The sequence below is a fragment of the Frankia sp. Hr75.2 genome (assembly GCF_949319125.1).
GTDB classification, from domain to species: domain Bacteria; phylum Actinomycetota; class Actinomycetes; order Frankiales; family Frankiaceae; genus Parafrankia; species Parafrankia soli.
In genome coordinates this window covers 37,832-62,677 of record NZ_CASGGV010000284.1, presented here as the reverse complement: position 1 = coordinate 62,677, position 24,846 = coordinate 37,832, and the positions used below count along the sequence as shown (strand labels likewise).

Genomic DNA, 24,846 nt, shown 5'->3' with positions numbered 1-24,846 from the left:
GCCACAGTTACACGTGTAAATCGATCACGCCCGCGGACCGCCAGGGCCGTGGGACGAGGAAGGGTGGTCGAGCTGTGCCGCTCGAGGATCGACGGGGCGAAGGGCTGCCGGGCCCGACCGCGGCGCCGGAGCCGGCCCGGCCCACCAGCGCGGATGTGGCCCGGCGCGCCGGTGTGTCGCGGGCGACGGTCTCCCACGTCCTCAACGGCACCGACCACCCGGTCAGCGAGCAGACCCGGCAGCGGGTCCTGGCGGCGGCGCGGGAGCTTCAGTACGCCCCGAACGCGTCGGCGCGGGCGCTGCGCGCCGGGCGCAGCAACATCGTCCTGGTGCCCATGTCGCGGTCAACGACCGTCCCCGGCCAGGACAGGTTCCTCGAGAACCTCGACCGGGAGCTCGCGAAGCGTGACCTGGTCCTGCTGATGCACGGCGACCGCACCACCACCGGGATGAGCGGAGCCTACGCATGGGCCGAGCTTCGGCCCGCCGCGGTGTACGTCAACGTGTCCCGCGGTACCCGGACCGCCGTGGAGCTGCTGCGGCGTGCGGGCGTGCGGGCGATTCTGCTCACCGGCGTCCCGAGCGTGACCTACGCGCCCACCGTGCCCCTCGATCCCGCCGCGGTGGCCAGCCTCGCGACACGTCACCTGCTCACCCGGGGCTGCCGGCGCCTGGCCTGCCTGGTGCCCCGGGGGGCGCTGGCGGAGGTGCCCGAGCGGCGTTACGACGCGGTCCTGCAGGTCGCGACAGCCGGGAACGTGCCGGTCGAACGGGTGGACTGCGAGTTGTCCCCGGACAGCATCGCGACCGTGGTGGACCGATGGCGCGACCCGGAGCACCGGCCGGACGCGGTGTACGCCAACAGCGACCAGTTCGCCATCCTGCTCATCGACAAGCTGCGTGCTGCCGGCCTGGGGGTTCCCCGGGACATCGCGGTGGTCGGTTCCGGCGACCACCCGCTGGGCGCCGCGCTGCGGCCCGCGATCACCACCACCACCTTCGACGTGCCGGCGATAGCGCGGGTGGTCGCGTCCTCGATCCGACGGCTACTCGACGGACAGGACCTGGACCCGGACATGGCGGTCGCCCTGCGACCACACCTGATCAGCAGGGAGTCCGGATGAGGATCTTTCCCGCGCGCGACCAGTGCGTCCCGGGACCGACGACGAAAGGACCCACCCTGTGACGGACGATCTGTACTGGGACCCGTTCGACAAGGAGATCGACGTCAACCCGCACCCGCTGTGGAAGCGGATGCGCGACGAGGCGCCGGTCTACCACAACGAGAAGTTCGACTTCTACGCGCTCTCCCGCTTCACCGACGTCGACACGGCCCACCTCGATCCCGCGGCCTACAGCTCCAAGTACGGCACGGTCCTCGAGCTCATGAAGCCGGAACCATGGGACACCGGCCAGATCATCTTCATGGACCCGCCCACGCACACCCTCCTGCGCGTCCTGGTCTCCCGGGCCTTCACCCCGCGCCGCGTCGGCGGTCTCGAGGGCGTCATCCGCGACCTGTGCGCCGAGCTGCTCGACCCCCAGGTCGGCAGCGGCGGGTTCGACTTCGTGCAGGACTTCGCCGCCCAGCTCCCCTCGCTGGTCATCTCCCAGCTCATCGGCGTCGACCCCGCCGACCGGGAGGACGTCCGCAAGATGATCGACGGGACGTTCTACCTGGACCCGGAGAAGGGCATGTTCAACGAGACGGCCATGGCCGCCACGGCCAAGTTCCACGGCTACCTCAACGGGCAGATCCAGGAGCGGGTCAAGAACCCTCGGGACGACATGATGACCGCGCTCACCCAGGCGGAGATCACCACCGACGACGGCACCCGCCGGCTCAGCCTCAGCGAGGCCACGGACTTCACCGCGCTGCTCGTCTCGGCGGGCACGGAGACCGTCGCCCGGCTGCTCGGCTGGGCCTGCGTCCTGCTGGCCGCCCACCCCGACCAGCGGGCCGACCTGGCCGCCGACCCGTCGCTGCTGGGCGGCGCCGTCGAGGAGACGCTGCGCTACGAGGCGCCGTCCCCCGTCCAGGGCCGCGTCACCACCCGCGACGTCGAGGTACACGGCACCGAGATCCCCGCCAGGTCCAAGGTCCTGCTGCTCACCGGTTCCGCCGGGCGCGACGATCGCAAGTACGACGACCCGGACCGCTACGACATCCGGCGCACGTTCGACAGGCACCTCTCCCTCGGCCGCGGCGTCCACTTCTGCCTCGGTGCCTCCCTCGCCCGCATGGAGGGACGCATCGCGCTGGAGGAGACCCTGCGCCGATTCCCGACCTGGGACGTCGACCACGACAACACGGTGCGCCTGCACACCAGCACCGTGCGCGGCTACGAGAAGCTGCCGATCATCGTCTAGGTGTCACGCCGGGCCCCACGCCTTCGGCGATGCCCGACCCAGGTCAGGGCATCGCCGTAGTCGGGAGGCCCGCCAGGTTGTTCTCCGCCTGACACCACAGCCTTGCCTGCACCCCTGCCGCCTCGTCTACGCCGGTAGCACGGCCGCCTCCACGGTGTCGCCCAGCGCCGCACCCTTGGCGAAGCCGTAGTAGGCGGAGAACTGTAGAACGATCTCGTCCATCTCCACCTTCGTGATGTCGCCGGAGTGCAGGGCGGAGGTGACGTGCGTCTTCAACGGCATGGGCGAGTCGTCGATGGCGACGCAGGCGACGGTGATGATGCGGCGCTCGCGACGGGTGAGGCCCGGCCGCTGCCAGACATGGCCGAACACGAAGTTGAGGATTCCGGCGTGACGGTAGGGTGTCTCGGGCCGCGGCGCCGGCGTCAGATTCACGTCGATGAACTCCTCGACCCCTCGCTCCAGCCGCTGTTCCCAGTCGTTGGGCCCGAGCCCGCCGTTGTCGAGCGACGGCCACGGGGCCGCTGACCTGCCCTGTTCCTGCTGGATGCGAGCCCACTGCCGGACTATCACGCCCTCGAGATGAGAGGCCTTGGGCCACCCGCAGTACACGGCGAAATGGAGGACGAACTCCAGCATGGCCTCGAGCTCGATGTCACTGCTGTTGAGCGCCGCGTAGACGTGGGCGTCGATCGGCTCGGGCGCGTCGGCAGCGGCCACACAGGTCAGGGTGACCCACCGCCGGTCGCGCCGGCTCAGACCGGGCCGGCGCCACACCTCCCCGAACACGAAGTCGCGGGTCGCCACCTCGAAGGGCGTCGCCACATCAGGTGGTTCGACGGTCATGACCTCACGGAAGCATTGCTCTGCGGCTGTGTTGCCCACGGGATGAGCCCTCCGATCACGCACAGTCGTCCAGTTGAAGGCCGAGAAATCTGATCGGATCTGCGGGGCCACGACAGATCGCATACGCTCCCACGCATTCCACACGCCACTGACAGCCCCGGAGTTCATGCTTTTCGCAGAGCAGGTCGATGAACGACAGCAGGACGGCGCCGGTCTGGTTCCTCAGGCTGCTCGAAGCCGTCTGGAGCTGGTGACATACGGTCAGATCACACAACATTGCGATCCGGCCGACGGGGTGGGATTCACGAACAGGCGACACCGTCGCCACATAGAGACATTGCTATAGCAAAACGCAGATTGCTGTCAAGGGGCCTGATCCGCTACGGTCGCTCCATGGCCCGTGCCGCACCCGCCTCCGCCCGCGCCGCGGACATCGTCTCGTTCCTCACCGCGCACCCGTCCCGCGGCTTCACGATCAGCGAGCTGGTCGGGCACCTGGGGATGAACATCGCCTCCGCGCACGCCACCCTCGCGGTGCTGACCGACTGCGGGTTCGTGGTACGCGACCCCGCCCACCGCACCTATGTCCTGGGACCGGCACTCGCGGTGACCGGCTTCGCCGCCCTCGAACAGCACCCGGCGATCGGGGCCGCCATCGAGCAGGCCGACATACTCGCGGACGAACTCGGCACCGAGACGGGAGTGAGCGCGATCGCGGGGAGAGACGTCATCTTCCTGGCACGGCGCGGACCGCAACCACCCACCCCGAGCCTGGGCTACCCCGGCGACCGCTCGCCCCTACTCGCACCGATCGGCGCCGTGTTCATGGCCTGGGCCGACGACACGGCCATCAGCACCTGGCTCGAACGCGCCGCCCTCCCCCCGGCGCTCGCCGACTTCTACCGCAACGTCCTCACCGAGACCCGCGCCCGAGGCTTCAGCGTCCCCCTGCCCGCGATCTCCGCACCCGCGGTGATGAAGGCGATGAGCCGAGTGCGCAACGAACCAACCGACGACGACGCCGAACAGCACCTCGCCAAGGCGATGAGTCAGACCGACGAAATGCTGCTCTCCCTCGACACGCTGACCGACTCCGACGAAATCACCTTCAAGACCATCGCAGCGCCGATCTTCGACCCCATCGGACGCGTCCTGCTCTCACTCAGCATCACCGGCCCCGGCCAACCAGTCCCCGTCACCACCGTCCTGGACCTCGGCCGACGACTCACCAGTGCCGCGACCATCGCCACCCGTCAGGCACGCGGTCGCCCACCCGCCCAGAGCCAGGAAGGCAGACCCCCAGGACGCCGCTGACGGCGAGGGGAGAGGGTCCAGCCTCGCCGACGGGCGTCGTTACCTAGGCCTTCGGGGATACCTGGGCCTTCGGGCCGTTTCCCAGAGCGCTCAAGGTGTTTCGGGCGAGTTCGACCAGAGCGGCCGGTTCCGGAACACCGGCGGCCCGGGCGACGTCAAGAACGATGCCGACGTCCTTGCGCAGCAGCGGCTCAGCCTGACGCAGCCCCGTGGTGTCGAAGCCGGAAGCGGCCAGGATCGCGCTGGCGCGGGTACCGCCGCTGCCGTGTGCCAACACCTGGGCCGCCGCGGCGCGATCCATGCCCAGTCGCTGCGCGAACGAGAACGTCTCGAGGGCAAGGCCCACCTGTGCGGTGAAGACGAAGTTGTTCACCAGCTTCGCCACCTGACCGCTTCCGAGCGGACCGAGATGAATCACCGGCCGGGCGAAGGCCTCGAGGACGGGGCGGCACCGCGCGACGGCGTCGTCCTCACCACCGACCATGACCAGCAGCCTGCGCTGCGCGGCCGCATCGCCTCCGCCGCTGACCGGCGCGTCGATGATCGAGATCTCCTGCTTCGCCGCCTCGGCGGCAAGGCGCTGGCAGGTCTCCGGACGGATCGTGGAGTGGATGACGACGACTCCCCCGGCTGCCATACCGGCCAGGACACCGTCGTCCCGTAGCAGCACGTCCTCCACGTCGGCATCCGCGACCACACAGATGCCGACCACGTCACTCGACTCGCCGACCTCCGCAGGCGTGGAAGCTACGGCGGCGACCCCCGCGAACGGCTCCACGGACGCCGCGCGGCGAGCCCAGACCGTCAGAGGGTAGCCCTCGTCCGCGATGCGCCGGGCCATCGGCCCGCCCTGGCTGCCCAGCCCGATGAAACCGACTCTCGTTCCCCCGACGCCCGGCGGAACGGGGGAAATCGGCGGAGTGTCCACAAGTACCCCCCTGGGTGATCTCCGACGGGTCGGAGCCCATCTGTCGTCGGGTCGGCGCCCGGATCAGGAACGACCGCTACTTCTGGATCCAGATCTGGTCGGGCAGCAGAGATCCGAGTCCGTACTGGATGAGGCCGCCCACGTTCTTTCCCGCGATGGCGCTGGGTTCGGCTCGAGTGAGGAAGACCACCGGGGACAGCTCGGTTAGTCGCTGCTGCACCGTCTTGTAGGCGGCTGCGCGTTCCTGTTCCGACGTACCGGTCCGGCCGGCGAGGAGGGCGTCGTTGAGTTCCTGGTCGTTGATCCCGGACAGGTTCGCGGCCGAACCGGCGGCGAAGGCCGTCCACAGCCGTGGCTCGGGGTCCTGGAAGAACGCCGACGAGGTGGCGGCGTCGAAGTCGTGGGTCGTGCGTAGCGCGGCGAGTTCGGTCACTTCGATGACCTTTACGTTGACTTTGACGTTTTTGAAAGCGCCGAGCTGGGCCTGAATGTTCTCGGCTGTGTTCCTGTTCTCGGTGGTGGGAGCGCTGGAGTAGGTGAAGGTCACCGGCTTTCCTTCGGCAGCGAGTTCGTCGAAGAGCCGTTGGGCGGTCGCCTTGTCCGTCGTGCGCAGTGGTGTGTCCGAGTGGAACGGCGAGGTGTCGCTGAACAGGGTGTCGACGGGTTCGCCCTTGCCGTTGTAGACGGCGAGGTTCAGCGCGTCCATGTCGAGGGCGGCGGCGACGGCCTGGCGGGCGCGGACGTCGTCGAAGGGTGCCCGGCGGGTGTTCAGCGCGATGAAGGTGCCACCGCTGAGGGCCATGACGGTGGTGGGCAGGCCGGCGTCGGTGGCCTTTTCGATGTTGACCGGGTTCGACTCGATGGCCACGTCCGCGCCACCGGTGAGCACCGTGTTGAAGCGCTGGCTGGTGTCGGAGGTGGTGCGCAGGGTGAGACGGTCGAGGTAGGGCCTGGGTGCGTCCCAGTAGCGGGGGTTCCTGGCCAGTTCGATGGCTGCCTGGCGGGTCCAGCTCGTCAGGGTGAACGGCCCGGCACCGACCGGGGCCGCGTCGAAGGCCTGCGCGCCCTTTTGCAGAGCCGCGGGTGAGGCGATCCAGTTCAGGGTGGAGGTGATGACCGAGTGGGCGTACTTCGGTGCGGGCGCCGCCATGGCGATCTTCAGTGTGGTGCTGTCGACGACCTCGGTCGAGGAGATCATCGATGCTTCGGACAGGTTGGTCGCGCGGGTGGCGGGATCCTTGAGGCGGTCCCAGTCGAACTTCACCGCTTCGGCGTCCAGCGGGGTGCCGTCGGAGAACGTCAGGCCGGGGCGCAGTTTCAGGGTGAAGGTCGCGCCGCCGTCGGTGGTGGTGAACGACTCGGCCATCGTGTACTGGATCTCACCGGCGTCGTCGGTCGTCATCAAGGTGCCGTACAGGGCGTTACCGAGGGCGCCGGTGGTCGCGTAGGCGTTGCCGAGCGTCGCCGGGTCCAGGCTACGGGGGTCGCTGAGCATCAGGATGCGGCCATGACCACCCGCGACCGGCTCTCCGGTGGCACCGCCCGTCGACGACGCGGGATCAGCACCACCACAGGCCCCCAGAGCCAGAACCGCACCGCACACAACGGCCGTAACGATTAATCGAGACCTACTGAACATCATGAACTTTTCCCTCGCGATTGATATCAGGAACGTTTTCGGGTCTTCTACTGCGCGGTTTCCGCACCTGCGCCACGGCGCCGACTTCCGCTGTAAAGCAGCGCCGATATCTTCTCCGCCAGTGACTGGGCCTGTTCTCTGAGTTCCGGGATCGCCGTCGTCTCGAACAGGCCGCCCCGGCGCGGGGGGCCCAGCGTGAAGGCGTTGCTGTGGGGTCTCCCGTCACGGGCGATCAGCCGCCCGCCCGGATCCGTCTCCAGCCCGAGGTGTAGCGGTTCGACTCTCGCGAAGCCCGAGGTGAGGAGCTGGGCTGTCAGCCTGTCCGGGGAGCGCGAGACGTCGGCCGGCGGGCCCGAGCAGTCGACGATCCAGTGGAACCGCTGCTCACGAAGCTGGCCGTCCTGCAGGAGCCTGACCAGCAGCGCGTCGCCGTCGTTCGCCGCCTCGACGACGCTGCCCCGGCCGAGCCGCAGCTGCCGCCACCGCACCAGGTCGTCGATCCAGACCGCGACCTCGGGCGCCATGCGGTGGCGGTGGATGTCCCAGTAGCGCCCGAACCGGGCGAGGAGAACACGTCGGGAGTCGTGGTCGAGTCCGCTCCACACCTGCTCTGACCGGGCTCGCAGGCTGTCGACGACCTCGCGCCACCGGCAGGGGTCCACCGCCGCGGCGCGGCGGATCGCGTGGACCAGGTCACGAGGGCCCGCACCGGACGACGGGCTGAAATTCACCGCGGGCACCGAACCCGCTGCGGGATCCGCCGGCCGGTGCCGGTGGGGAAGCAGGCCATGCCGGGAGACGGCCCGGATCGTCAACCTCGGCCGCCGCTCCGTGAGCCGCAGAGCCACATCCACCATCGTGAGCCCGGTGCCCAGCAGGAGAACGTCGTCCCCGTCCTCGATGCGTCCGAGAGCGTCCCCGCGCAACGGGTCCGCCACGTAGCGCGCGGCGCAGCCGGGCTTCGTCGCCCAGCCGGGAGGCTCCCTGGGAAGAACGCCGAGCGCCAGGATCACGCAGTCGGCGTCGATCGGCTCCCTGCCCGGCAGCCCGATCCGGAGCCCTGCGTTGTCCGGGGCGACGGAGACCTCGGTGGCTTCGGCCGGCACCCACTCGATCGCGCCGGGCAGCGCGTCGCGCTCGGCCGAGGCGAGGACCTCGGTCAGATAGGACCCGTAGAGTCCGCGTGCCAGGAAAGCACCGGGGTCCGCTGGGACTCCGGCGCCCCGCGCCCATTCGACAAAGTGCTCCGGCTGGTCGGGAAAGACGCTCATGCGGCCGGCCGGCACGTTGAGGCGGTGCCGGGGATACGTGGTCCCGTAGGCGAGCCCTGGCCCGTAGCCGCCGTCCCGATCGATGATCGTGATGCGGACCAGCGCTCCGGACCTCGTCGACTCCCGCAGCAGGTGCGTCGCGCACAGCGCGCCGCTGGCGCCTCCTCCCACGATCGCCACGGACGGGCCGCCGGCGCCAGTCCGACCTCGACGCCCGGCCGCTGCGTCACCGCACGTGCGTCCCTCGGCGTGTGTCATCCCGGCTCCCCGCCGCCCGTGTGTCGGCAGCCTTTCCCGGCGGCCCACGGGGAAAGGCCGCGGGGGCCCCGGTCAGGCGTCATGGAGTGCTCGCAGGACTGTGTCGGTGAGCTCGGGACGGCAGATGAGCAGGTCGGGGAGGTAGGGGTTGGGCTCGTTGTAGCGCAGGGGGCTGCCGTCGAGGCGGGAGGTGTGCAGGCCCGCGGCGTGGGCGACGGCGACGGGGGCGGCGGAGTCCCATTCGTACTGCCCGCCGGAGTGGGCGTAGACGTCGACGTCGCCGCGGACGACGGCCATGGCCTTGGCGCCGGCGGAACCCATGGGGACCAGTGCCGCGTCCAGGCGGGCGACAAGCTGGTCGACGCAGGCGGGTGGGCGGGTGCGCGAGACGGCGAGGCGGACCGGGCCGGGAGTCGGGGCGGCGAGGGCCGGTGGTTCGCCGGTGTGCAGCACGAGGCCGGCGGCGGGCAGTCCGACCGCCCCCGCGGTGGGTGTCCCGTTGACGGCGAGGGCGACGTGGACGGCCCAGTCGTCCCGTGGCGGCTCGCCGTACTCGCGGGTCCCGTCGAGCGGGTCGATGATCCAGACCCGGCCCCGGGTGAGGCGGATGGGATCGTCGGCGCTCTCCTCGGACAGCACGGCGTCGTCCGGACGTGCCTGCGCGAGCAGGCGCAGCAGCAGCTCGTTGGACTGGCGATCCCCCTCGGCCCCACCCCGCCCGCGGATGTCGAGGAGGAGGGACCCCGCCTGCTCGGCGAGGGCCGTGGCAAGTGCGTGATCGTCCATGCTGTTCATGCTCCGGCGGGCGGGGTCGGGCGAGGCGCGGGCGGGGCGAGCACACCAGCCTGACGCAGATGGTCGACGACCAGGTCGGCGGCGGCCGCGGCCGGGTGGGCGCCGCTGGCGTCGAGGCGCAGTTCGGGGTTCTCGGGGGGCTCGTACGGGGAGTCGATGCCGGTGAAGTGGATCAGTTCTCCGCGCCGGGCCTTGGCGTAGAGCCCTTTGCGGTCCCGGGCCTCGGCCACCGCCAGGGGCGCGTCCACGTGCACCTCGACGAACTCGCCGGCGCCGAGCAGGTCGCGGGCCAGTGCACGTTCGGCGCGGAACGGGGAGATGAACGAGGCCAGCACGATGACGCCCGCGTCGACCATGAGCCGGGCCACCTCCGCGACGCGGCGGATGTTCTCGACCCGGCCGGCGTCGGTGAACCCGAGATCCTTGTTCAGGCCGTGCCGGACGTTGTCACCGTCCAGCAGATAGGTGTGGTAGCCCTGCTCGTGGAGCCGTTTCTCGACCAGGTTCGCGATGGTCGACTTCCCGGCGCCGGACAGGCCGGTGAACCAGATGACCGCCGGGCGCTGGCCTTTCAGCCGGGCGCGGGCGTCCTTGTCCACCTCGACCGCCTGCCAGTGCACGTTGTCGGCGCGACGCAGCGCGAAGTGCAGCAGCCCGGCGGCCACGGTGGCCTGGGTGAAGCGGTCGATGAGGATGAACCCGCCCAGGTCCCGGTTGGCGGTGTAGGGGTCGAACGGGATCTGCCGGTCGAGGCTGATGTTGCACACGCCGATCTCGTTGAGATCGAGGGTGCGGGCGGCGGTGTGCTCGAGAGTGTTGACATTGACCTTGTACTTCGGCTGCGTGACCGTCGCCCCGACAGTGCAGCTCCCGATCTTGAGCAGGTAGGGACGGCCGGGAAGCATGGGTTCCTCGGCCATCCAGACGAGGTGGCATTCGAACTGGTCCGCGACTGCGGGCGGATCCGAGGCCGCGGCGAGGACGTCGCCGCGGCTGACGTCGATCTCGTCCGTGAGCGTGAGAGTGACCGACTGGCCCGCGGCCGCCTCGTCGAGGTCGCCGTCGGCGGTGACGATCCGCGCGACGGTGCTTTCCTGACCGGACGGCAGCACTCGAACGCGGTCTCCGGGGCGCACGGCACCGCCGGCGATCTGCCCGGAGAAGCCACGGAAGTCCAGGTTGGGCCGGTTGACCCACTGCACGGGCAGGCGGAACGGGCCGGTGTGCAGGTCGTCGGCGATCTCGACGGACTCCAGGTGACCGACGAGGGTGGGGCCGGTGTACCAGGGAGTGTTCGGCGACAGTGCGGTGATGTTGTCCCCGGCCAGCGCGGACAACGGGATCGCGACGATGTCGCTCAGTCCGATCTCGGCCGCGAACGCCCGGTAGTCCGCCTCGATGCCGGCGAACACGTCCCGGGAGTAGTCGACGAGGTCCAGCTTGTTGATCGCCAGGACTATGTTGCGGATCCCGAGTAAGGAGACGAGGTAGCTGTGTCGCCGGGTCTGGGTGAGCACACCCTTGCGGGCGTCGACGAGAATCACCGCCAGATCCGCGGTGGACGCCCCGGTGACCATGTTCCGGGTGTACTGCTCGTGCCCGGGGGTGTCCGCGACGATGAACTTCCGCCGCTCGGTGGAGAAGAACCGGTACGCCACGTCGATCGTGATGCCCTGTTCCCGCTCGGCGGCCAACCCGTCCACCAGCAGCGCGAAATCCAGGCCGTCGCCCTGCGTGCCGATCTTCTTCGAGTCGGTCTCCAGCGCGGCGAGGTGGTCCGAGAACACCAGCTTCGAGTCGTAGAGCAGCCGCCCGATCAGCGTGGACTTCCCGTCGTCGACACTGCCGCAGGTGATGAACCGCAGCATCGACTTGTGCTCGTGCGCCGACAGGTAGGCCTCGATGTCGTCCGCGACGAGGTCGTTGGTCGCGTGCGCCATCAGAAGTACCCCTCCTGCTTCTTCTTCTCCATCGACCCGGACGAGTCATGGTCGATCACCCGGCCCTGGCGTTCCGAGCTCGTCGTCAGCAACATCTCCTGGATGATCTGCGGGAGAGTGCCGGCGGTGCTCTCCACCGCGCCGGTCAGCGGGTAGCACCCCAGCGTGCGGAAACGGACGCTGCGTCGGGCCGGCACCTCGCCGGGACGCAGCGGCATGCGGTCGTCGTCGACCATGATCAGCGCGCCGTCCCGTTCGACGACGGGGCGGTGCGCGGCGAAGTAGAGGGGAACGATCGGGATCCGCTCGCGGTGGATGTACTGCCACACGTCCAGTTCGGTCCAGTTGGACAGCGGGAACACGCGGACGCTCTGCCCGGGCTGCGTGCGCGCGTTGTAGAGACGCCACAGCTCCGGCCGCTGTGCCTTGGGATCCCACCGGTGCTGGGCGGACCGGATGGAGAACACCCGCTCCTTCGCCCGGGACTTCTCCTCGTCGCGGCGCGCACCCCCGAACGCCAGGTCGAAGCCGTACCTGTCCAGCGCCTGCTTGAGACCCTCGGTCTTCCACAGGTCGGTATGCGTCGCCGAACCGTGGTCGAACGGGTTGATCCCCCGCTCGACGCACTCCGGGTTCTGATGCACCAGCAGCTCGACGCCGAGCTGGTCGACGACACTGTCGCGGAACTCGTACATCTCCCGGAACTTCCAGGTCGTGTCCACGTGCAGCAGGGAGAACGGCGGCTTCGACGGGTAGAACGCCTTCATCGCCAGGTGCAGCATCACCGAGCTGTCCTTGCCGACCGAGTACAGCATCACCGGCCGCTCGCTCTCGGACACCGCCTCCCGGAAGATCTGGATGCTCTCCGCCTCCAGCCGCTGCAGATGCGTCATCCTCGACATCAGTGGAGTTCTCATGAATGGACTTCTTTCCATCAAGGGACGCACCCGGATACCGCAGCGGGAGACTAGGTGAGGCGCAGGGCGATCCGGATCGAGTCTCGGCCGGGTGTCCTGCGGGTCAGGAGCGCGAAGGCATCCTCGAAATGTTCGAGGGGGAAGGTGTCGCCGAGCAGCTCACCGGTCGGTACCTTGCCCGCGTTGATAAGGTCGACGGCCGCCTCGGTGTCGAGGCCCGCGCCGGGGTGCAGGGTGATCCGTCGGGTGGGGATCCAGTCGCTGTGGAAGCCTTCGAGGGGGCGGTCCTTCATCCCGGCGATGACGACGTGCCCACCCTTGCGGACGAGGTCCATGGCGAGGTTGACGGTGACCGGATTACCGGCGGCGGCGTCGATGACGACGTCGGCCATGCGGCCTTCGGTGAGCTCGCGGACCCGTTCGAGGGGGTCCTCGGACTCGACGTCGACGGTGTGGTCGGCGCCGACGCGCAGTGCCCAGTCGAGGCGGAAGCGGTCCCTGGCCGTGCCGGTGACGATGATGGTCGAGGCTCCGGCCGCACGGGCGGCGACGATGGTCGCCATCCCCATGTGGCCTGGCCCCTCGATGACGACGACGTCGTCCTTCCTGACCGGCGCCACCCAGGTGACCGCGCAGCTCAGCGGTTCGAAGACCGTGAGCTGGTCGGCGGGGAGGTCCTCGCGCAGGCGGTAGACCTGCGAACCGGGCAGCAGTTCGAGGTGTTCGGCGAAGCCGCCGTACAGGCCCGAGCCCTCGTCCACCGAGAAGTCGTGGCCGTAGATCCGGTACCCCTCGGACGTGACAAGGAGCTCACGGACGGCGACCCGGTCGCCTTCCGCCACCCCCCACGCCTCGGCCGTGGCCGAATCGATCTTCTCGACGCGGCCGACGATCTCGTGGCCGGCGATGGAGGGGAAGGCACCGCCCCAGGAGGTGTGGACGTGGCCACGGAAGTGGTCGATGTCGCTGTGGCACAGGCCGGTGGCCTCGACACGCAGGACGGCGCCGCCGGGCTGGGGGTCGGGGACGGGGAGGTCGCGTTCCTCCCAGGTCTCGTCGCCGTTGAAGACGATGGCACGGCTCACGTCAGGACCTCCTCGAGCAGCCCGCTCGCGCGTTCCACCGCGCGCCGGGTGGCGCTGATGTGCCCTTCGGCCTCGATGGCGGGGCCGACGAGTTCGAGTTCGAAGGCGCCGGTGTATCCGGCGTCGATCGCGGCCTCGACGAACGACGCGAGGTCGAGGTCTCCGTCACCGGGAACGACGCGGCCGCCGGGGGAGGGCTTCGAGGGTGTGCCGTAGACGGCGTCGCAGATCTGGACCGCCGCCAGGCGCGGTCCGGCCCGGCGGACGGTGTCCTCGACGTCGCGTTCCGCCCAGCAGTTCCCGATGTCGGCGATCAGGCCGATCCCGGCGCGGTCGGCGACGTCGATGCCGTCGCGCAGGGTGTGGACGAAGGACTGGTCGGTGCGCAGCGAGGGCTCGATCGCCAGCCGGACCCCGCGGGACTCGGCGTAGGACGCGCAGGGTTCGACCGCCCGTGCCAGCGCCGCCGCGAGCTCGTCGAACGAACGGCCGTCGCGCCGTCCCGGGGTGAAGTAGGTACAGCCGCCCACCTGGGCCGCGAGGTCCACGGCGCTGTTGATCCGCTCGCGGGTCGCGTCCCAGCTTTCGGGGGCGGAGAGGTCGAAGTTGCCGGTGATCACGGTGGTGGCCGTCAGGGAACGTGCCCGCAACGCGTCGACCGCGGCGGCGCGCCCGTAGTCGTCGGGTTTGGCGACGACGAGACCCACGTGGCGCAGGCCGAGCTCGTCCCACAGCGCGAGCTCGTCGGCGAAGGGCTGTGGGTAGGTACACATCTCGCTGACCGAGAGCCGGGGATGGGTCACGGCAGCATCTCCCGGAGGTCACGGATCTCGGCTTCGAGCCAGCGGACCTCGCTGAAGTTCTCCCGGCCGCTGCGCTCGAGCAGCAGTTCGTGGGCCCCGAGCCTGATCCGCAGGGCCTCGGGATCCTTCGGTTCCCGGGAGAGCACCATGTCGATCAGGTGCAGTGCCTCGACCGGCCGCCCGGCGTCCAGGTGGGCCCGGGCCCGGTCGACCAGCGGGCCGGTCCCACCGGCCATGTCCAGCAGGTCGGCCCAGACGGCGGAGGCGGGCACGTCGTAGAGCTCTGTGGTCGACTCGTAGCGGAACCAGCCGGTGTGCTCCTCCCAGATCGCCCGGACGATCCAGGGCACCTTGCCGTGCCCCTGCGGGATGGCCAGCTCGGGCGGCAGCGTGATCTGGCCCATCAGGGTCCACAGGTCGACGCCCGCGTTCATGCCCTCGATGGTGCGGTCGCGCAGGTACTCGGTGGCGTCGCGCAGCTGGGTGAGGCGGCGGCGGATCTCCTCGGCCCCGCGCACCGGCTCGCCGTGCCCGGTGATGAGGACCTCGGGTTCGAGCCCGATGACCCGGTCGACGGAGTGGATGTACGACAGCGAGCCGCGGATCTTGTCGCCGCGGATCGTGTACAGGTTGGGGACGTGCCCGAACAGCGGCCCGGTGAGGTTGCCGGTGAACACGGTGCGCTCGTCGGGGAGCCACACGACCAGGGAGTCCGTCGTCTCGCCGCCCGGAGTCGAGTAGAGCTCGAAGCGGCGTCCGCCCAGGGTGAAGGCGTGGTTGTCCAGGAAGGTGGTGGTGACCACGGCCTCGGGCGGCTGGTAGGTGCGGTCGACGCCCGTGACGTCGCGCTTCCACAGGTGGGTGCTGCGGCTGGAGTAGAACGGCTGCAGCCGTCGCCAGTACTCGCGGACGTCCGCGTGGTTGGCCTGGGCGATCGTCTCGACGCCCGGCGCGGTGATCTGGGACCAGCCGCCCACGTGGTCGGGGTGGCCCTGGGTGAAGACGATCATTTGGAGCGGGCCGGAGCTCACCCGGCCGAAGCGGGCCTTGATCTGCTCCGCCTCGGTGTACATGCCGGTGTTGATCAGCACGTCGCCGTCGGGGGTGGTGACCAGGTAGCTGTTGGAGATGCCCTTCGAGGTGAAGATGTGGTCGTTGACGGGGACGGCGTCCTGCTGGCCCTCCCCCTCCTTGACGGTGAGGGCGTTCAGGGGCTGCTTCACCGGGCGCCGCTCTTTCCCGCCTCGGCCGCGATGGCGAAGGCGTCGGTGTAGAAGGCGAACCGTTCCCGCAGCTCGTCCGCGGCGAGACCGAAGTCGCCTTCCAGGTCGTAGACCACTCGGCCGCGCTTTCCGCGCGGGTGGGAGGCTATGTAGGCGCGGATGTCGGCGACGCTCTCGTCGGTCACCGGCAGGCCGGCCCGCTCGAGCACGTGCGTCGCGGACCGGACGTCGTCGGCGATGATGTCGGCGAACTGCAGCTCGACGAGCTGCCCGTTCGGTACCAGCTCCCGGTCGCGCATATATCTACGCAGCATCTGCTCGATGCGGTTCACCCAGTACTCGACGTGCGCGTCGATGTCCGGCTGCTTCTGGCTGTTCTTGAGCGCGAGGCCGCGCATGGTGAGCAGGGACTGCAACGTAGCCACGGGATCCCGGTGGATCATCACGACCGTGACGTCCGGGTAGACGGCCAGCAGCGGGACCAGCTGCTCGCTGTGCTGGTTCGACTTGACCATCCAGCGCCGCTCGTCCGGGAACTGGTGCGCGATGGTCTTCAGCACGTCGCGCATGTACCGGTAGTGCGGTGTCTGGTCGTGGCTCAGGTAGTGGTCACTGAAACCGGGCACCTGGGCCAGCCACTCCCACTGGTAGCTGGCGAAGTCGGGGAGCTGCAGCTCGTTCTCGCCGCACGCGTGGTCGGGCGAGTGCTCGTGCATCGCGGCCATGATCTCGTTCTTGCTGACGTTCTGCCATCGCGCCTCTGAACGGAGCCACCGGGGGTCCAGGGCACCGGGCGTAGGCGTTTCGTCTGGCCGCGGCGCCGGCTGGGCCGCCAGGTAGACCGGAAGGTGACGGAGCCTGCGGTCCGCGGCGACCAGGTTCTCCAGGTGGGTGCTGCCCGAGCGGGGCAGCGCGACGACGTTGATCGGCCGCGTGATCCGCACGTCGAGCGCATCGGGGTGGCGCGTCCAGTAGTCCTGGATGAGCAGGCGGTTGACCGCGGCCTTGACGCAGTGGTCGACGAAGATCGCCTTGTGGGCCCGCCACACGTTGTCGTCGGCCGCCACCTCGTCCAGCAGCCGGCCGAGCCGTTCGGTGAAGTCCATGGGCCCGAAGTCGTCCAGACCGGTCTGGGTTCTGGCGGCGTCGAGGACGCGGCCGACGCTCATGTCGACCGGACGGCGTTCGGCCGACTCCAGCGCGTTCGTCTCCTCGGGACTGCGCCGGTTCTCCCGCATTCCCTCGACGCGGAGCACTTTCACGGCCACTGGGGAAGCTCCCTGATGTTGGTCTTGCCGGCGTTCGCCATCCACCCGCCGTCGACGACCGCGAGATCGCCCGTGTGGAAGCGCGACCAGTCGCTCATGAAGTAGACGCCGATGCCCTCGAAGTCGTCCGGGGTACCCATCCGGCCCGAGGGGTTGTAGGCGAGGATGCGGTCGGACAACGGGCTGCCCGCCGGGATCCGGACCGTCTCGCTCGTCGTGTGCCCGGGGCACACGACGTTGCAGCGGACGCCGTAGCGGCCCGCCTCGACGGCGATGCCCCGCGACATGGCGACCATGGCGCCCTTGGAGGCGTTGTAGTGCTGCATGCCGGGGCTGCCGGTCAACGCTGAGAGGCTGGCGCAGAACAGCAGCGACCCACCGGCGTCACCGGCGTCGTACCGGGCCTTCATGTGCCGCGCGCCCTCGCGCACGGTGAGGTAGGCGCCGTGCTGGTTCACCGCCAGCAGGCTGTGCCACGCCTCGGTGGTCATGTCGAGGAAGCTGCGCTCGTTGCGCATCATCCCCGCGTTGGCGATGACGCCGTCGACCCGGCCCATCTCCTCGACCGCCTCAGCCATCGCCCGCACCACGCGGTCCTCGTCGCTGACGTCGACCTCCTGCGCCAGGACCCGGTGGCCGAACCCGGACAGCACCCTGGCCGCCTCGGCGTTCTTCTCCGCCCGGCGGCCCCAGATGACGACGTCACCGCCAGCCCGGGCGATGCCACGGGCGAAGCCCAGGCCGATCCCGGCGTTCCCCCCGCTGATCAGGACCACACGTCCCGTTAAGTCGAACACGAGATATTGCTATAGCAAAACGTAAATCGCTGTCAAGCCTCCACTCGACTGCGGCTGCTCCCGGGAGGGCGGATGTTGTGATCGAAGGGGATGCCCTCGTACACCGCCTGACCACGCCGGACGGTCACGTTCCGCAACCGCGTCCGGCCCCGGTCCGGTCCCGTGCCGGCTTCGCGGGGTGGACTGCCAGGGCCTCCCTGCCGGGCGCCGACCGGCCTAGCCTGCGCTGTGACGCAGCCGTGGAAGCGACGACATGAACACCGACGCACGGCGTTCGTGCCGGTGTTCGGACAGGACAGACATGGAGCATCGTTCTCTCGGCCGTACCGGTGTCTCGGTCAGCAAGCTGTGCCTCGGAGCCATGATGTTCGGGCGTTGGGGAACCGAGGATCACGACGAGAGCATCCGGATCATCCATCGTGCGCTCGATGCCGGCATCACCTTCATCGACACCGCGGACGTCTACTCGCGGGGCGAGTCGGAGACCATCGTCGGGAAGGCGCTGGCCGGTGGTCGGCGCGAGGACGTCATCCTCGCCAGCAAGGTCCACATGCCGATGGGCGACGATCCCAACCAGCGGGGCAACTCGCGCCGCTGGATCATCCGCGAGGTCGAGGACTCGCTGCGGCGGCTCGGGACCGACTGGATCGACCTGTACCAGATCCATCGCTACGACCCCGGCACCGATCTCGACGAGACGCTCGGCGCGCTCACCGACCTGGTCCGGGCCGGGAAGGTCCGCTACGTCGGCCACTCGACGTTTCCGGTCTCCGCGATCGTCGAGGCCCAGTGGACGGCACGGGAGCGCGGCCGGGAGCGTTTCGTCTGCGAGCAGCCGCCGTACTCGATCCTCACCCGCCGGATCGAGGTCGACGTCCTGCCGACCTGTGCCCGGTACGGGATGGGTGTGATCCCGTACAGCCCGCTCGCCGGGGGCTGGCTCTCGGGCCGCTACAGCGCCGGCGCGGACGCCGCGGCGCCGGCGTCCGAGGCGCGGCGGCGGCTCAGCGACCGCTTCGATCTGGCGCTGCCGGCCAACCGGCGCAAGCTGGACGCCGCCGAGCAACTCGCCAAGGTGGCCGCCGAGGCGGGGATCAGCCTCATCGAGCTGGCGATCGCCTTCGTCCTGCGCCATCCCGCGGTGACCGCGGCGATCATCGGCCCGCGAACGATGGACCATCTGGAGTCCCAGCTGACCGCCGCCGACATCGAGCTCTCCGACGACGTCCTGGACCGCATCGACGAGATCGTGCCTCCCGGTACGACCATCAACCCCGCCGACGACGGATGGGTCAGCCCGGCCCTGGCTGCTCCGGCACGCCGCCGACCGACGCGCTGAGCGCGGACGGCGTCACGACATCCAGGCCGGGTCGACGAGCACTGAGGGATCAACGGAGCGGGTGGTCGCGGCGCCGGCCGGCCTGATGCGCCGCAGGAACTCCTCGACCAGGGCGAGCATGTCCCGGGCCAGGTCCGGAGAGAGGTCCGGGGAGAGCACGGCCGGCAGCTGGGCGCCGGCCGTGCCGACGAAGCTCCGGTTGCTGAGGCGGAGCATCGACTCGAACACCGGGATGCCGAGGCTGCCGGCCCGGTCGATGTGCGGGCGCAGGAAGCTCGTCGGCCGGCCGCGGTAGTACTGCACCATGGTGAGTACGACGCCGAGCAGGCGCGGCTCGAGCCGTTTCACCGCCGGGCGGATTCCGAACTGCAGCTCCGCCACCCGGTTGTACTCCCAGACGAACCGGCCCAGCTTGCCCATCAGGTGCTCGATGCCCGTCGTCGACTGGTTGTCGGGCCGGGACGGGACGAGCAGGTGGTCGCAGGCGGCGACCGCGGCCCGGGTGATCACCCCGAAGTTCGACGGGCAGTCGATCAGGACGAGGTCGTAGTCGTTCGGCGAGAAGGAGGCCAGGCCGGTCGCCAGCCGCTGGTAGACGTCGAAGTAGTGGCGGGTGGACCGGTGCGCCTGCGCGCCGCCGAGCCGGGCGACGAGGTCCATCTCGATGTCGCCGAGCGCCAGGTGCGAGGCGAGCAGGTCCAGCGTCCCGCCGCGGGCGGCGATGGCGGCGGCCACGACCGGCGGGGTGGTCACGTACCCGGCCAGCGGCGGCGGGATGGCCTCCGGCCGCCACGACTCGAACCAGGCCTTGACCGTCCTGCGCTGGTCGGCGAGCTCCGTGTGCCAGGTGTCGGCGCGGTAGAAGTTGAGGGTGAGGTTCGCCTGCGGGTCCAGGTCGATCAGCAGGACCCGCCGGCCCAGGCTGGCGATGGCCGCGCCGATGTTGGCGGTCAGCGTGGTCTTGCCCACGCCGCCCTTGTAGCTGGCGATCGCCACGACCTTCACCGCGTCCTCGCTCCCAGTCGCACGCTCCGTTCGATGACGGACCGGCCTTCCGCTCGGCCGTACTGTCGGGCTCCCCCGTCCGGCTTACGAGCAGATTACGGCGATCGACGGGACCGGCCCACCCAGACCGGGGCAGAGGGGACGCCTACCCGGCCCGATGGTGTGGGCCGGGCCGAGAAGTCCCTGCTCAGGCGAGGTCCCGGACGTCCCACCGGCCGCCGCGCGATGCCGACCAGCGTCGTGCCGTACGGGCTGACCCGTTCCGGCGTGCGCGACGCGCGGCCCGTGGGCATCGGGACCGCCGTCGTGGGGGGCCGTACCTGCTGTGGTTACTCGCCTCCGGGAAGGGCACCGGCCACATCTCCTGATCGCCGCCGCGGGTCGGGGACCCGCGGCCCGGGCACACGCCGCCCGACGATCCGCTGGTCGGGCAGCCGTGGCACGGGGGCCCGCGGCCCGCCGCGGGCCCCCGTCAGCGCCCACGCCGCCAGCGCCCCGAGAAGGAGCAGCGCGGCGAGGAAGTAGCAGTTCCCGGCCAGCAACTGCCAGCCGTGGTGGGAGAACTCGGCGTCGCCCGTGTTCGGGACCCACCAGATCGGAGCGGCCACGAGCAGCCCGTAGCCGGCCACCGCGGCGCCCCGTCCCCACCGCGGCCGGCCGGGGGCCGCGGACATCCAGAGAAGCGCGGGGACCGCCCACACCCAGTGATGGCTCCACGAGATCGGCGACACCAGCAGGCCGGTCAGAGCGCAGGTGACGTCCCCGGGCAGCCGCGCACCCGAGCGGAACAGCCGCGCCGCCGTCGCCAGGCCGACGGCGGCGACCACCGCGGCCAGCGGGAGATAGAGCGGCCGCGCGTTGTCCGCACCGGACATGAGGCGGGCCAGGACGCCGAGCAGTGACTGGTTCCCGGCGAACGGGACGCCACCCACGTGGCCGGTGTCGAGGAACGTCTCGGACCAGTACGTCGCCGACGAGCCGGGGCTCGCCGCGAAGCCGACGCCGATCGTCACGCCGAACGTCGCCACCGCGGTCAGGGCGGCGCGGTGGCGGCCGGTGAGAAGCAGATGCGGCACGAAGATCAGTGGGGTGAGCTTGATCCCGGCGGCGATCCCGATGAGCACACCCCGCGGCAGCGGCCCGCGCCGGCCGAACAGGTCCAGCGCGACGAGCAGCCCCAGCGCGATGTTGATCTGGCCCAGGTCGAAGTTCCGCCGGATCGGCTCGGCCAGCATCGCCAGGCCGACGACCGGGCCGACGGCGCGGACCCCGGGCCAGCGGCCGGCCGGGGACGGCCGGATCGCCGCCAGCGAGGTGGCGCAGAAGAAGTACAGCGAGACCAGCAGGAGCAGCGTCCAGACCAGTTGCGCGACCGGCCGCGGCGGCAGTGCGAGCGGCGTGAACACCGCCGCCGCGAAGGGGGTGTAGGTGAACGGCAGCCCCGAGGCGGGTTCCACCGCCGAGTAGAGGTCCCCGCCGTGCAGCAGGACGTTCCCGCCCAACCGGTAGACGACGAGGTCGGTCAGCCGGCTGGTCACCGCGAAGGTGAGGAAAAGAACCGCGAAACCGAGCCCGGTGGCGGTTCCCGTTGTTCGAGCGGCAGCCTGAAGGCGCCGCGGTTGTGGCGCCAGGTTCAAGGACGCACTTCCATCCACCGAAAGCCGAACGTGCTGCGGGCTCCCATTACCCGCGACGCACTGGACATCAACGGGCCGACACCGGGAAAACGAGGTCCGCGGGCGCGGGATCCGTGCGGGCTCAGACGTTACCGCACCGCCGCGGCCCCGCCGCCACCGCTGCGGCCCCACCGCTCAGGGCCCACCGGGCCGGCCTGGACCGCCGGCGGACAGTGCTGCTCGCATCGCATTCACCGATTCCGGTCGACGCCCCCTGATTCCGATAGGGGATTACTCCGCGCCGGGCGGTGAGATACTCGGCGAGCGTGTCTCGCTGTGACTGCAGGTCGTCAGCTCTCGGCAGCGCCAGCCATGCGGCGGCGCGACCGCCGGCCGGGCAGCCAGGACCGGCGCCGCCCCGCCGGCAGGGACGCCTTCATCTCCTTGGGCCAGGCACGGGTGTCACGGGGTTCGACGTAGGGCTCGAGATCCTCCGGGTGGCCCACCGAGATCGCCCGTCCCCGGGCGATCTCGGTGTCGAACTCCAGGCCGAGCAGGATCGCCAGGTTCGACAGCCACAGCCACACCAGAAAGACGATCACTCCGGCGAGTGCCCCGTAGGTCTTGTTGTACGAGCCGAAGTTCGACACGTAGAAGGCGAACGCCGCGGACGCCGCCAGCCAGATCAGGACGGCCAGCAGGCTGCCGGGCGTCATCCAGCGGAAGCCGCGAACCCGGGCGTTGGGGGTGCTCCAGTACAGCAGCGCGATCATGACCACGACGAACAGGACCAGGACCGGCCACTTCGCCACCGACCACAGGGTGATCATCGCGTCGTCGAGGCCGATCATCCGGCCGACCTGCCGCGCCAGCCCGCCGCTGAACACGACGATCACGGCGCTCCCGGCCAGCAGGACCATCAGCAGCACCGTGACGGCCAGCCGGAGCGGGGCGACCTTCCAGACGGGACGTCCCTCGGGCATGTCGTAGATGGCGTTGGCGGCTCGGATGAAGGCCGCGATGTACCCGGATGCCGACCACAGGGCCGCCGCGAGACCCAGCACGGCGAGCAGCCCGCTCGTGCCGGGGGCGTCCCGCAGCCCGGTGACGGCGTCGTGCACGATGTCGCGGGCCGACCCCGGTGTCAGTTCCTGCAGGTTCTCCAGGACGCTGTCGGTCGCCTGCCGCCCGACGACGCCGAGCAGCGAGACCAGCACGAGAAGCGCGGGGAAGATCGCGAGCACCCCGTAGTAGGTGAGCGCGGCGGCCCGGTCCGGGAGATCGTCCCGGCGGAACTCGCGGACGGTGCGGACCAGCACCCAGAACCACGAACGCAGCCCGAGCCGGGCCGGTGCGGGCACCTCGTCCGCCGGCTCGCCGCCCCGTTTGTCCCCCATACCGGCGCGCTTCCCGCGCATCCCCACCATGACGATGTTGTTGCCGCCCGGACGGTTCGCAAATCCCGCCGAGCGGGGCCAGATCGCCAGACCGGTGCGTATCCGCTCGTCCCCGAGCCGACGTACGGCGCCGGTCGGCACCGGGGACCCTGGAGACGGCCGGAAGTGATAGACATTCACGCCGGCCAGGCCCGGACGAGGACACACCCAGATTGCCGTCGCGGGACCAACCCGGGCGGGACGAGCCCCACCGCGGCCAGACCGGACGAACCGGCGCCGTGGACAGGTAGTCGACATACTGGGCCCCATGCGCCAAGCGTTCGCCCACGACGCCGTGATCGACATGAGCCCCGACGCCGACGTGGCGGCGCCCGGCGCCGCGGTCACCGTCGCTCTCTGCGGGCACTGGGAGCATCAGCCTCCCTGCCCCCTCGCCGCGCACCACACACACGCGACGCGGACGGGCCACCGCGGGGTACGGCTGCGGATCCTCTTCGCCACCGAACCGGAGCAGGAGCACACGGTTCGGCGCCGGATCGAGGCGGCGCTGGCCACTGGTCGGCTGCACGGACCCAACGGCCCCACCCGCTGGCAGCTGCGCACCAGCCAGCGCGGCGACCTTGCCGCCTCGGAGTCCGCGCACGCCGAACGGCTGACCCACGGCTGACCCACCACCGGGGCCCGCCCGCACGAGCCGGCTCAGTAGGCGAGGAACAGGATCTCGTCCCGCGAGTACTGGTGGTCCGGGTGCTTCTCGGCGAGATGCGCCTGCGTCTTCTCGACCAGGTCGTCCTCGTCCTCGCCCTCGATGAACGCTCCGCACGGGCAGCTGAGACGCCGCTTCACCGCTCCTCCTCTCCGGCGGGCGCGTCGCGCCCGTCACCGCCGTTGCTGTCGCACCTATTGTCGCTTCCGGGCGGGTCACGTGTGCGGTCCGCGGACCGGCTCGCGCCGGAACAACTGGTGAACCACGGCCGTCCCGGCGGGACGTCCCAGCGGCCGTGGGTGCCTCAGTACTGCAGGGCCGTCGCCAGATCTCGCCCGATGCGGCCGACCGCGCCGACGTCGAGCTCGTAGAGGACGTGCCGCCCGTGGCGCTCCATCCGCACCAGCCCCAGCTCGCGCAGGGCACGCAGATGGCGGGAGACCTGGGGGCGGGTCATCGTCAGCCGGTCCGCCAGGTCTGCGGTGGTCATGGCCTGCCGCGCGATCAGCCGGCACAGCCGCACCCGGCTCGGATCGGTGAGTGCCAGCAGACGGGCGCGGGCCAGGGTGACGCCGACCTCCGGCGCCTCGACCGGGAAGTGGACGACGGGGGGCAGACCTGGCTCGTTCTTCACCAGCAGGTGCGGGGCACCGTAGCGGGTGGGGATGAGCAGCAGCGGAGTCCGGGCCGGGTTGATCACCGCGTGGTGCACCCTGTCGAAGACGACCCGGGCGGGGCCGGCCGACGGCGCGACGAGACGCGCGCTCGACGGGCTGAGCGAGACCAGGGCCGGCGCGGGCCCACCGTCGGCGAGCCGGCGCCGCACCAGGTGGGCGGCCCGGTCGAGCACGGGCGCGGTCTGCGCCCAGAGCCCGCCGAAGAACACCCGCCCGCACAGGTCGAGAAAGCGGAGGATGTCCGCGCGCAGCGCCTCCGGGTCGCGCAGCAGGTCCTCGGCCAGGCCGAGGTGCGGCTCCGGCAGCCGGGCGGCGGCATGACGCAGCACGGCGGCCTGCCCCGGGTCGTGGCAGACCTGGCTGAAATCGAAGCCGTGGTACCCGCTGGCGCAGGCGTATGCGGTGAGCTCGGCGAACCGGTCGATCCCGAGGCCGGCCAGCGGCGCGAAGCGGCCCAGCCCGGCGCGGAAGGCGGGCGGGGCGGTGCGGGTGACCTGGTCGGCCCAGGCCGCGTGCTCGGTGTGGTGCGCGGACCCGGTCAGCACATGCAGGCAGGCGGCCAGCTCCGCGAGCGGCGAGACGGCGACGCTGAACCGGCCGGGGGCGGCGCCGTCCAACACGATCACGACCGACATGGGCTGACTGTACGGAG

General features: G+C 70.5%; 22 protein-coding genes. 5 read left to right on the top strand and 17 right to left on the bottom strand.

Annotated features, from left to right (window positions below; translation table 11 throughout):
• Positions 1–74: 74 nt before the first annotated feature.
• Positions 75–1,124 (top strand): LacI family DNA-binding transcriptional regulator, encoded by a 1,050-nt coding sequence (locus AC559T_RS19300; protein WP_498869633.1) that lies wholly within the window; start codon positions 75–77, stop codon positions 1,122–1,124.
• Positions 1,125–1,182: 58 nt separating this feature from the next.
• Entirely contained in the window at positions 1,183–2,370 is a 1,188-nt protein-coding gene (locus AC559T_RS19295; RefSeq protein WP_498869632.1) for a cytochrome P450, read from the top strand.
• Between the two features lie 126 nt (positions 2,371–2,496).
• On the opposite strand, the gene AC559T_RS19290 is transcribed toward AC559T_RS19295, so the two are convergent.
• The gene (locus AC559T_RS19290) at positions 2,497–3,216 is read right to left on the bottom strand and encodes a carboxymuconolactone decarboxylase family protein (RefSeq protein WP_368672106.1); all 720 of its coding nucleotides are present in this window, start codon (positions 3,214–3,216) and stop codon (positions 2,497–2,499) included.
• A 393-nt stretch (positions 3,217–3,609) separates the two neighbouring features.
• On the opposite strand from AC559T_RS19290, the gene AC559T_RS19285 reads away from it, so the two are divergent.
• Positions 3,610–4,530, top strand: a complete 921-nt coding sequence (locus AC559T_RS19285; RefSeq protein WP_112108045.1) for an IclR family transcriptional regulator — start codon at positions 3,610–3,612, stop codon at positions 4,528–4,530.
• A 43-nt stretch (positions 4,531–4,573) separates the two neighbouring features.
• On the opposite strand, the gene AC559T_RS19280 is transcribed toward AC559T_RS19285, so the two are convergent.
• The 11 genes from AC559T_RS19280 to AC559T_RS19230 all read right to left on the bottom strand — a co-directional run bounded on the left by AC559T_RS19280 (position 4,574) and on the right by AC559T_RS19230 (position 17,454).
• Complete coding sequence (locus AC559T_RS19280) at positions 4,574–5,458, bottom strand: NAD(P)-dependent oxidoreductase (protein WP_498869631.1); 885 nt, start codon at positions 5,456–5,458, stop codon at positions 4,574–4,576.
• 76 nt (positions 5,459–5,534) lie between these two features.
• A complete protein-coding gene (locus tag AC559T_RS19275) occupies positions 5,535–7,100 on the bottom strand; it encodes an ABC transporter substrate-binding protein (RefSeq protein WP_112108046.1) in 1,566 nt (521 codons plus the stop codon).
• A 44-nt stretch (positions 7,101–7,144) separates the two neighbouring features.
• Complete coding sequence (locus tag AC559T_RS19270; protein ID WP_498869630.1) at positions 7,145–8,548, bottom strand: FAD/NAD(P)-binding protein; 1,404 nt, start codon at positions 8,546–8,548, stop codon at positions 7,145–7,147.
• A gap of 150 nt (positions 8,549–8,698) precedes the next feature.
• Positions 8,699–9,412 carry a 3'(2'),5'-bisphosphate nucleotidase CysQ gene (locus tag AC559T_RS19265; RefSeq protein WP_112108060.1) on the bottom strand — a complete coding sequence of 238 codons (714 nt, stop codon included), beginning with the start codon at positions 9,410–9,412 and terminating at the stop codon, positions 8,699–8,701.
• 5 nt (positions 9,413–9,417) lie between these two features.
• The gene (gene cysN, locus AC559T_RS19260; protein ID WP_498869629.1) at positions 9,418–11,361 is read right to left on the bottom strand and encodes a sulfate adenylyltransferase subunit CysN; all 1,944 of its coding nucleotides are present in this window, start codon (positions 11,359–11,361) and stop codon (positions 9,418–9,420) included.
• Entirely contained in the window at positions 11,361–12,263 is a 903-nt protein-coding gene (cysD, locus tag AC559T_RS19255) for a sulfate adenylyltransferase subunit CysD (protein WP_498869640.1), read from the bottom strand. Before cysD ends, cysN begins: the two co-directional genes overlap by 1 nt.
• A 65-nt stretch (positions 12,264–12,328) precedes the next feature.
• Positions 12,329–13,363 carry a zinc-dependent alcohol dehydrogenase gene (locus AC559T_RS19250; protein ID WP_498869628.1) on the bottom strand — a complete coding sequence of 345 codons (1,035 nt, stop codon included), beginning with the start codon at positions 13,361–13,363 and terminating at the stop codon, positions 12,329–12,331.
• Positions 13,360–14,166, bottom strand: coding sequence for a sugar phosphate isomerase/epimerase family protein (locus AC559T_RS19245; protein WP_498869627.1), 807 nt, complete (start codon positions 14,164–14,166; stop codon positions 13,360–13,362). The genes AC559T_RS19250 and AC559T_RS19245 overlap by 4 nt, the downstream gene beginning before the upstream one ends.
• On the bottom strand, positions 14,163–15,389 hold the full coding sequence (locus AC559T_RS19240) for an MBL fold metallo-hydrolase (RefSeq protein WP_498869626.1): 1,227 nt from the start codon (positions 15,387–15,389) through the stop codon (positions 14,163–14,165). The genes AC559T_RS19245 and AC559T_RS19240 overlap by 4 nt, the downstream gene beginning before the upstream one ends.
• Positions 15,386–16,657, bottom strand: a complete 1,272-nt coding sequence (locus AC559T_RS19235) for a sulfotransferase family protein (RefSeq protein ID WP_498869625.1) — start codon at positions 16,655–16,657, stop codon at positions 15,386–15,388. Before AC559T_RS19235 ends, AC559T_RS19240 begins: the two co-directional genes overlap by 4 nt.
• Entirely contained in the window at positions 16,648–17,454 is an 807-nt protein-coding gene (locus AC559T_RS19230) for an SDR family NAD(P)-dependent oxidoreductase (RefSeq protein ID WP_498869624.1), read from the bottom strand. The genes AC559T_RS19235 and AC559T_RS19230 overlap by 10 nt, the downstream gene beginning before the upstream one ends.
• Positions 17,455–17,755: 301 nt before the next feature.
• On the opposite strand from AC559T_RS19230, the gene AC559T_RS19225 reads away from it, so the two are divergent.
• On the top strand, positions 17,756–18,793 hold the full coding sequence (locus tag AC559T_RS19225; RefSeq protein WP_112108055.1) for an aldo/keto reductase: 1,038 nt from the start codon (positions 17,756–17,758) through the stop codon (positions 18,791–18,793).
• A gap of 12 nt (positions 18,794–18,805) precedes the next feature.
• Here the strand turns inward: AC559T_RS19225 and AC559T_RS19220 are convergent, their stop codons facing one another.
• The 3 genes from AC559T_RS19220 to AC559T_RS19210 all read right to left on the bottom strand — a co-directional run bounded on the left by AC559T_RS19220 (position 18,806) and on the right by AC559T_RS19210 (position 22,952).
• Positions 18,806–19,798: a ParA family protein gene (locus AC559T_RS19220; RefSeq protein ID WP_020461750.1), complete on the bottom strand. Its 993-nt coding sequence runs from the start codon at positions 19,796–19,798 to the stop codon at positions 18,806–18,808.
• A 329-nt stretch (positions 19,799–20,127) separates the two neighbouring features.
• Positions 20,128–21,336 carry a glycosyltransferase 87 family protein gene (locus AC559T_RS19215; protein WP_498869623.1) on the bottom strand — a complete coding sequence of 403 codons (1,209 nt, stop codon included), beginning with the start codon at positions 21,334–21,336 and terminating at the stop codon, positions 20,128–20,130.
• 428 nt (positions 21,337–21,764) lie between these two features.
• Positions 21,765–22,952, bottom strand: coding sequence for a YihY/virulence factor BrkB family protein (locus tag AC559T_RS19210; protein WP_498869622.1), 1,188 nt, complete (start codon positions 22,950–22,952; stop codon positions 21,765–21,767).
• A gap of 166 nt (positions 22,953–23,118) precedes the next feature.
• On the opposite strand from AC559T_RS19210, the gene AC559T_RS19205 reads away from it, so the two are divergent.
• Positions 23,119–23,478, top strand: a complete 360-nt coding sequence (locus tag AC559T_RS19205; RefSeq protein WP_112108057.1) for a hypothetical protein — start codon at positions 23,119–23,121, stop codon at positions 23,476–23,478.
• 32 nt (positions 23,479–23,510) lie between these two features.
• On the opposite strand, the gene AC559T_RS19200 is transcribed toward AC559T_RS19205, so the two are convergent.
• Complete coding sequence (locus AC559T_RS19200) at positions 23,511–23,657, bottom strand: DUF1059 domain-containing protein (protein WP_018500697.1); 147 nt, start codon at positions 23,655–23,657, stop codon at positions 23,511–23,513.
• Between the two features lie 164 nt (positions 23,658–23,821).
• Positions 23,822–24,829 carry an ArsR/SmtB family transcription factor gene (locus AC559T_RS19195; RefSeq protein WP_498869621.1) on the bottom strand — a complete coding sequence of 336 codons (1,008 nt, stop codon included), beginning with the start codon at positions 24,827–24,829 and terminating at the stop codon, positions 23,822–23,824.
• Positions 24,830–24,846 lie beyond the last annotated feature (17 nt).

Bases quoted from the DNA above. Each gene is read 5' to 3' on its own strand.
- AC559T_RS19205 (WP_112108057.1), top strand. From the start codon at position 23,119: ATGCGCCAAGCGTTCGCCCACGACGCCGTGATCGACATGAGCCCCGAC.
- AC559T_RS19285 (WP_112108045.1), top strand. From the start codon at position 3,610: ATGGCCCGTGCCGCACCCGCCTCCGCCCGCGCCGCGGACATCGTCTCG.
- AC559T_RS19265 (WP_112108060.1), bottom strand. From the start codon at position 9,412: ATGGACGATCACGCACTTGCCACGGCCCTCGCCGAGCAGGCGGGGTCC.
- cysN (WP_498869629.1), bottom strand. From the start codon at position 11,361: ATGGCGCACGCGACCAACGACCTCGTCGCGGACGACATCGAGGCCTAC.
- AC559T_RS19275 (WP_112108046.1), bottom strand. From the start codon at position 7,100: ATGATGTTCAGTAGGTCTCGATTAATCGTTACGGCCGTTGTGTGCGGT.
- AC559T_RS19195 (WP_498869621.1), bottom strand. From the start codon at position 24,829: ATGTCGGTCGTGATCGTGTTGGACGGCGCCGCCCCCGGCCGGTTCAGC.
- AC559T_RS19225 (WP_112108055.1), top strand. From the start codon at position 17,756: ATGGAGCATCGTTCTCTCGGCCGTACCGGTGTCTCGGTCAGCAAGCTG.
- AC559T_RS19290 (WP_368672106.1), bottom strand. From the start codon at position 3,216: ATGACCGTCGAACCACCTGATGTGGCGACGCCCTTCGAGGTGGCGACC.
- cysD (WP_498869640.1), bottom strand. From the start codon at position 12,263: ATGTCGAGGATGACGCATCTGCAGCGGCTGGAGGCGGAGAGCATCCAG.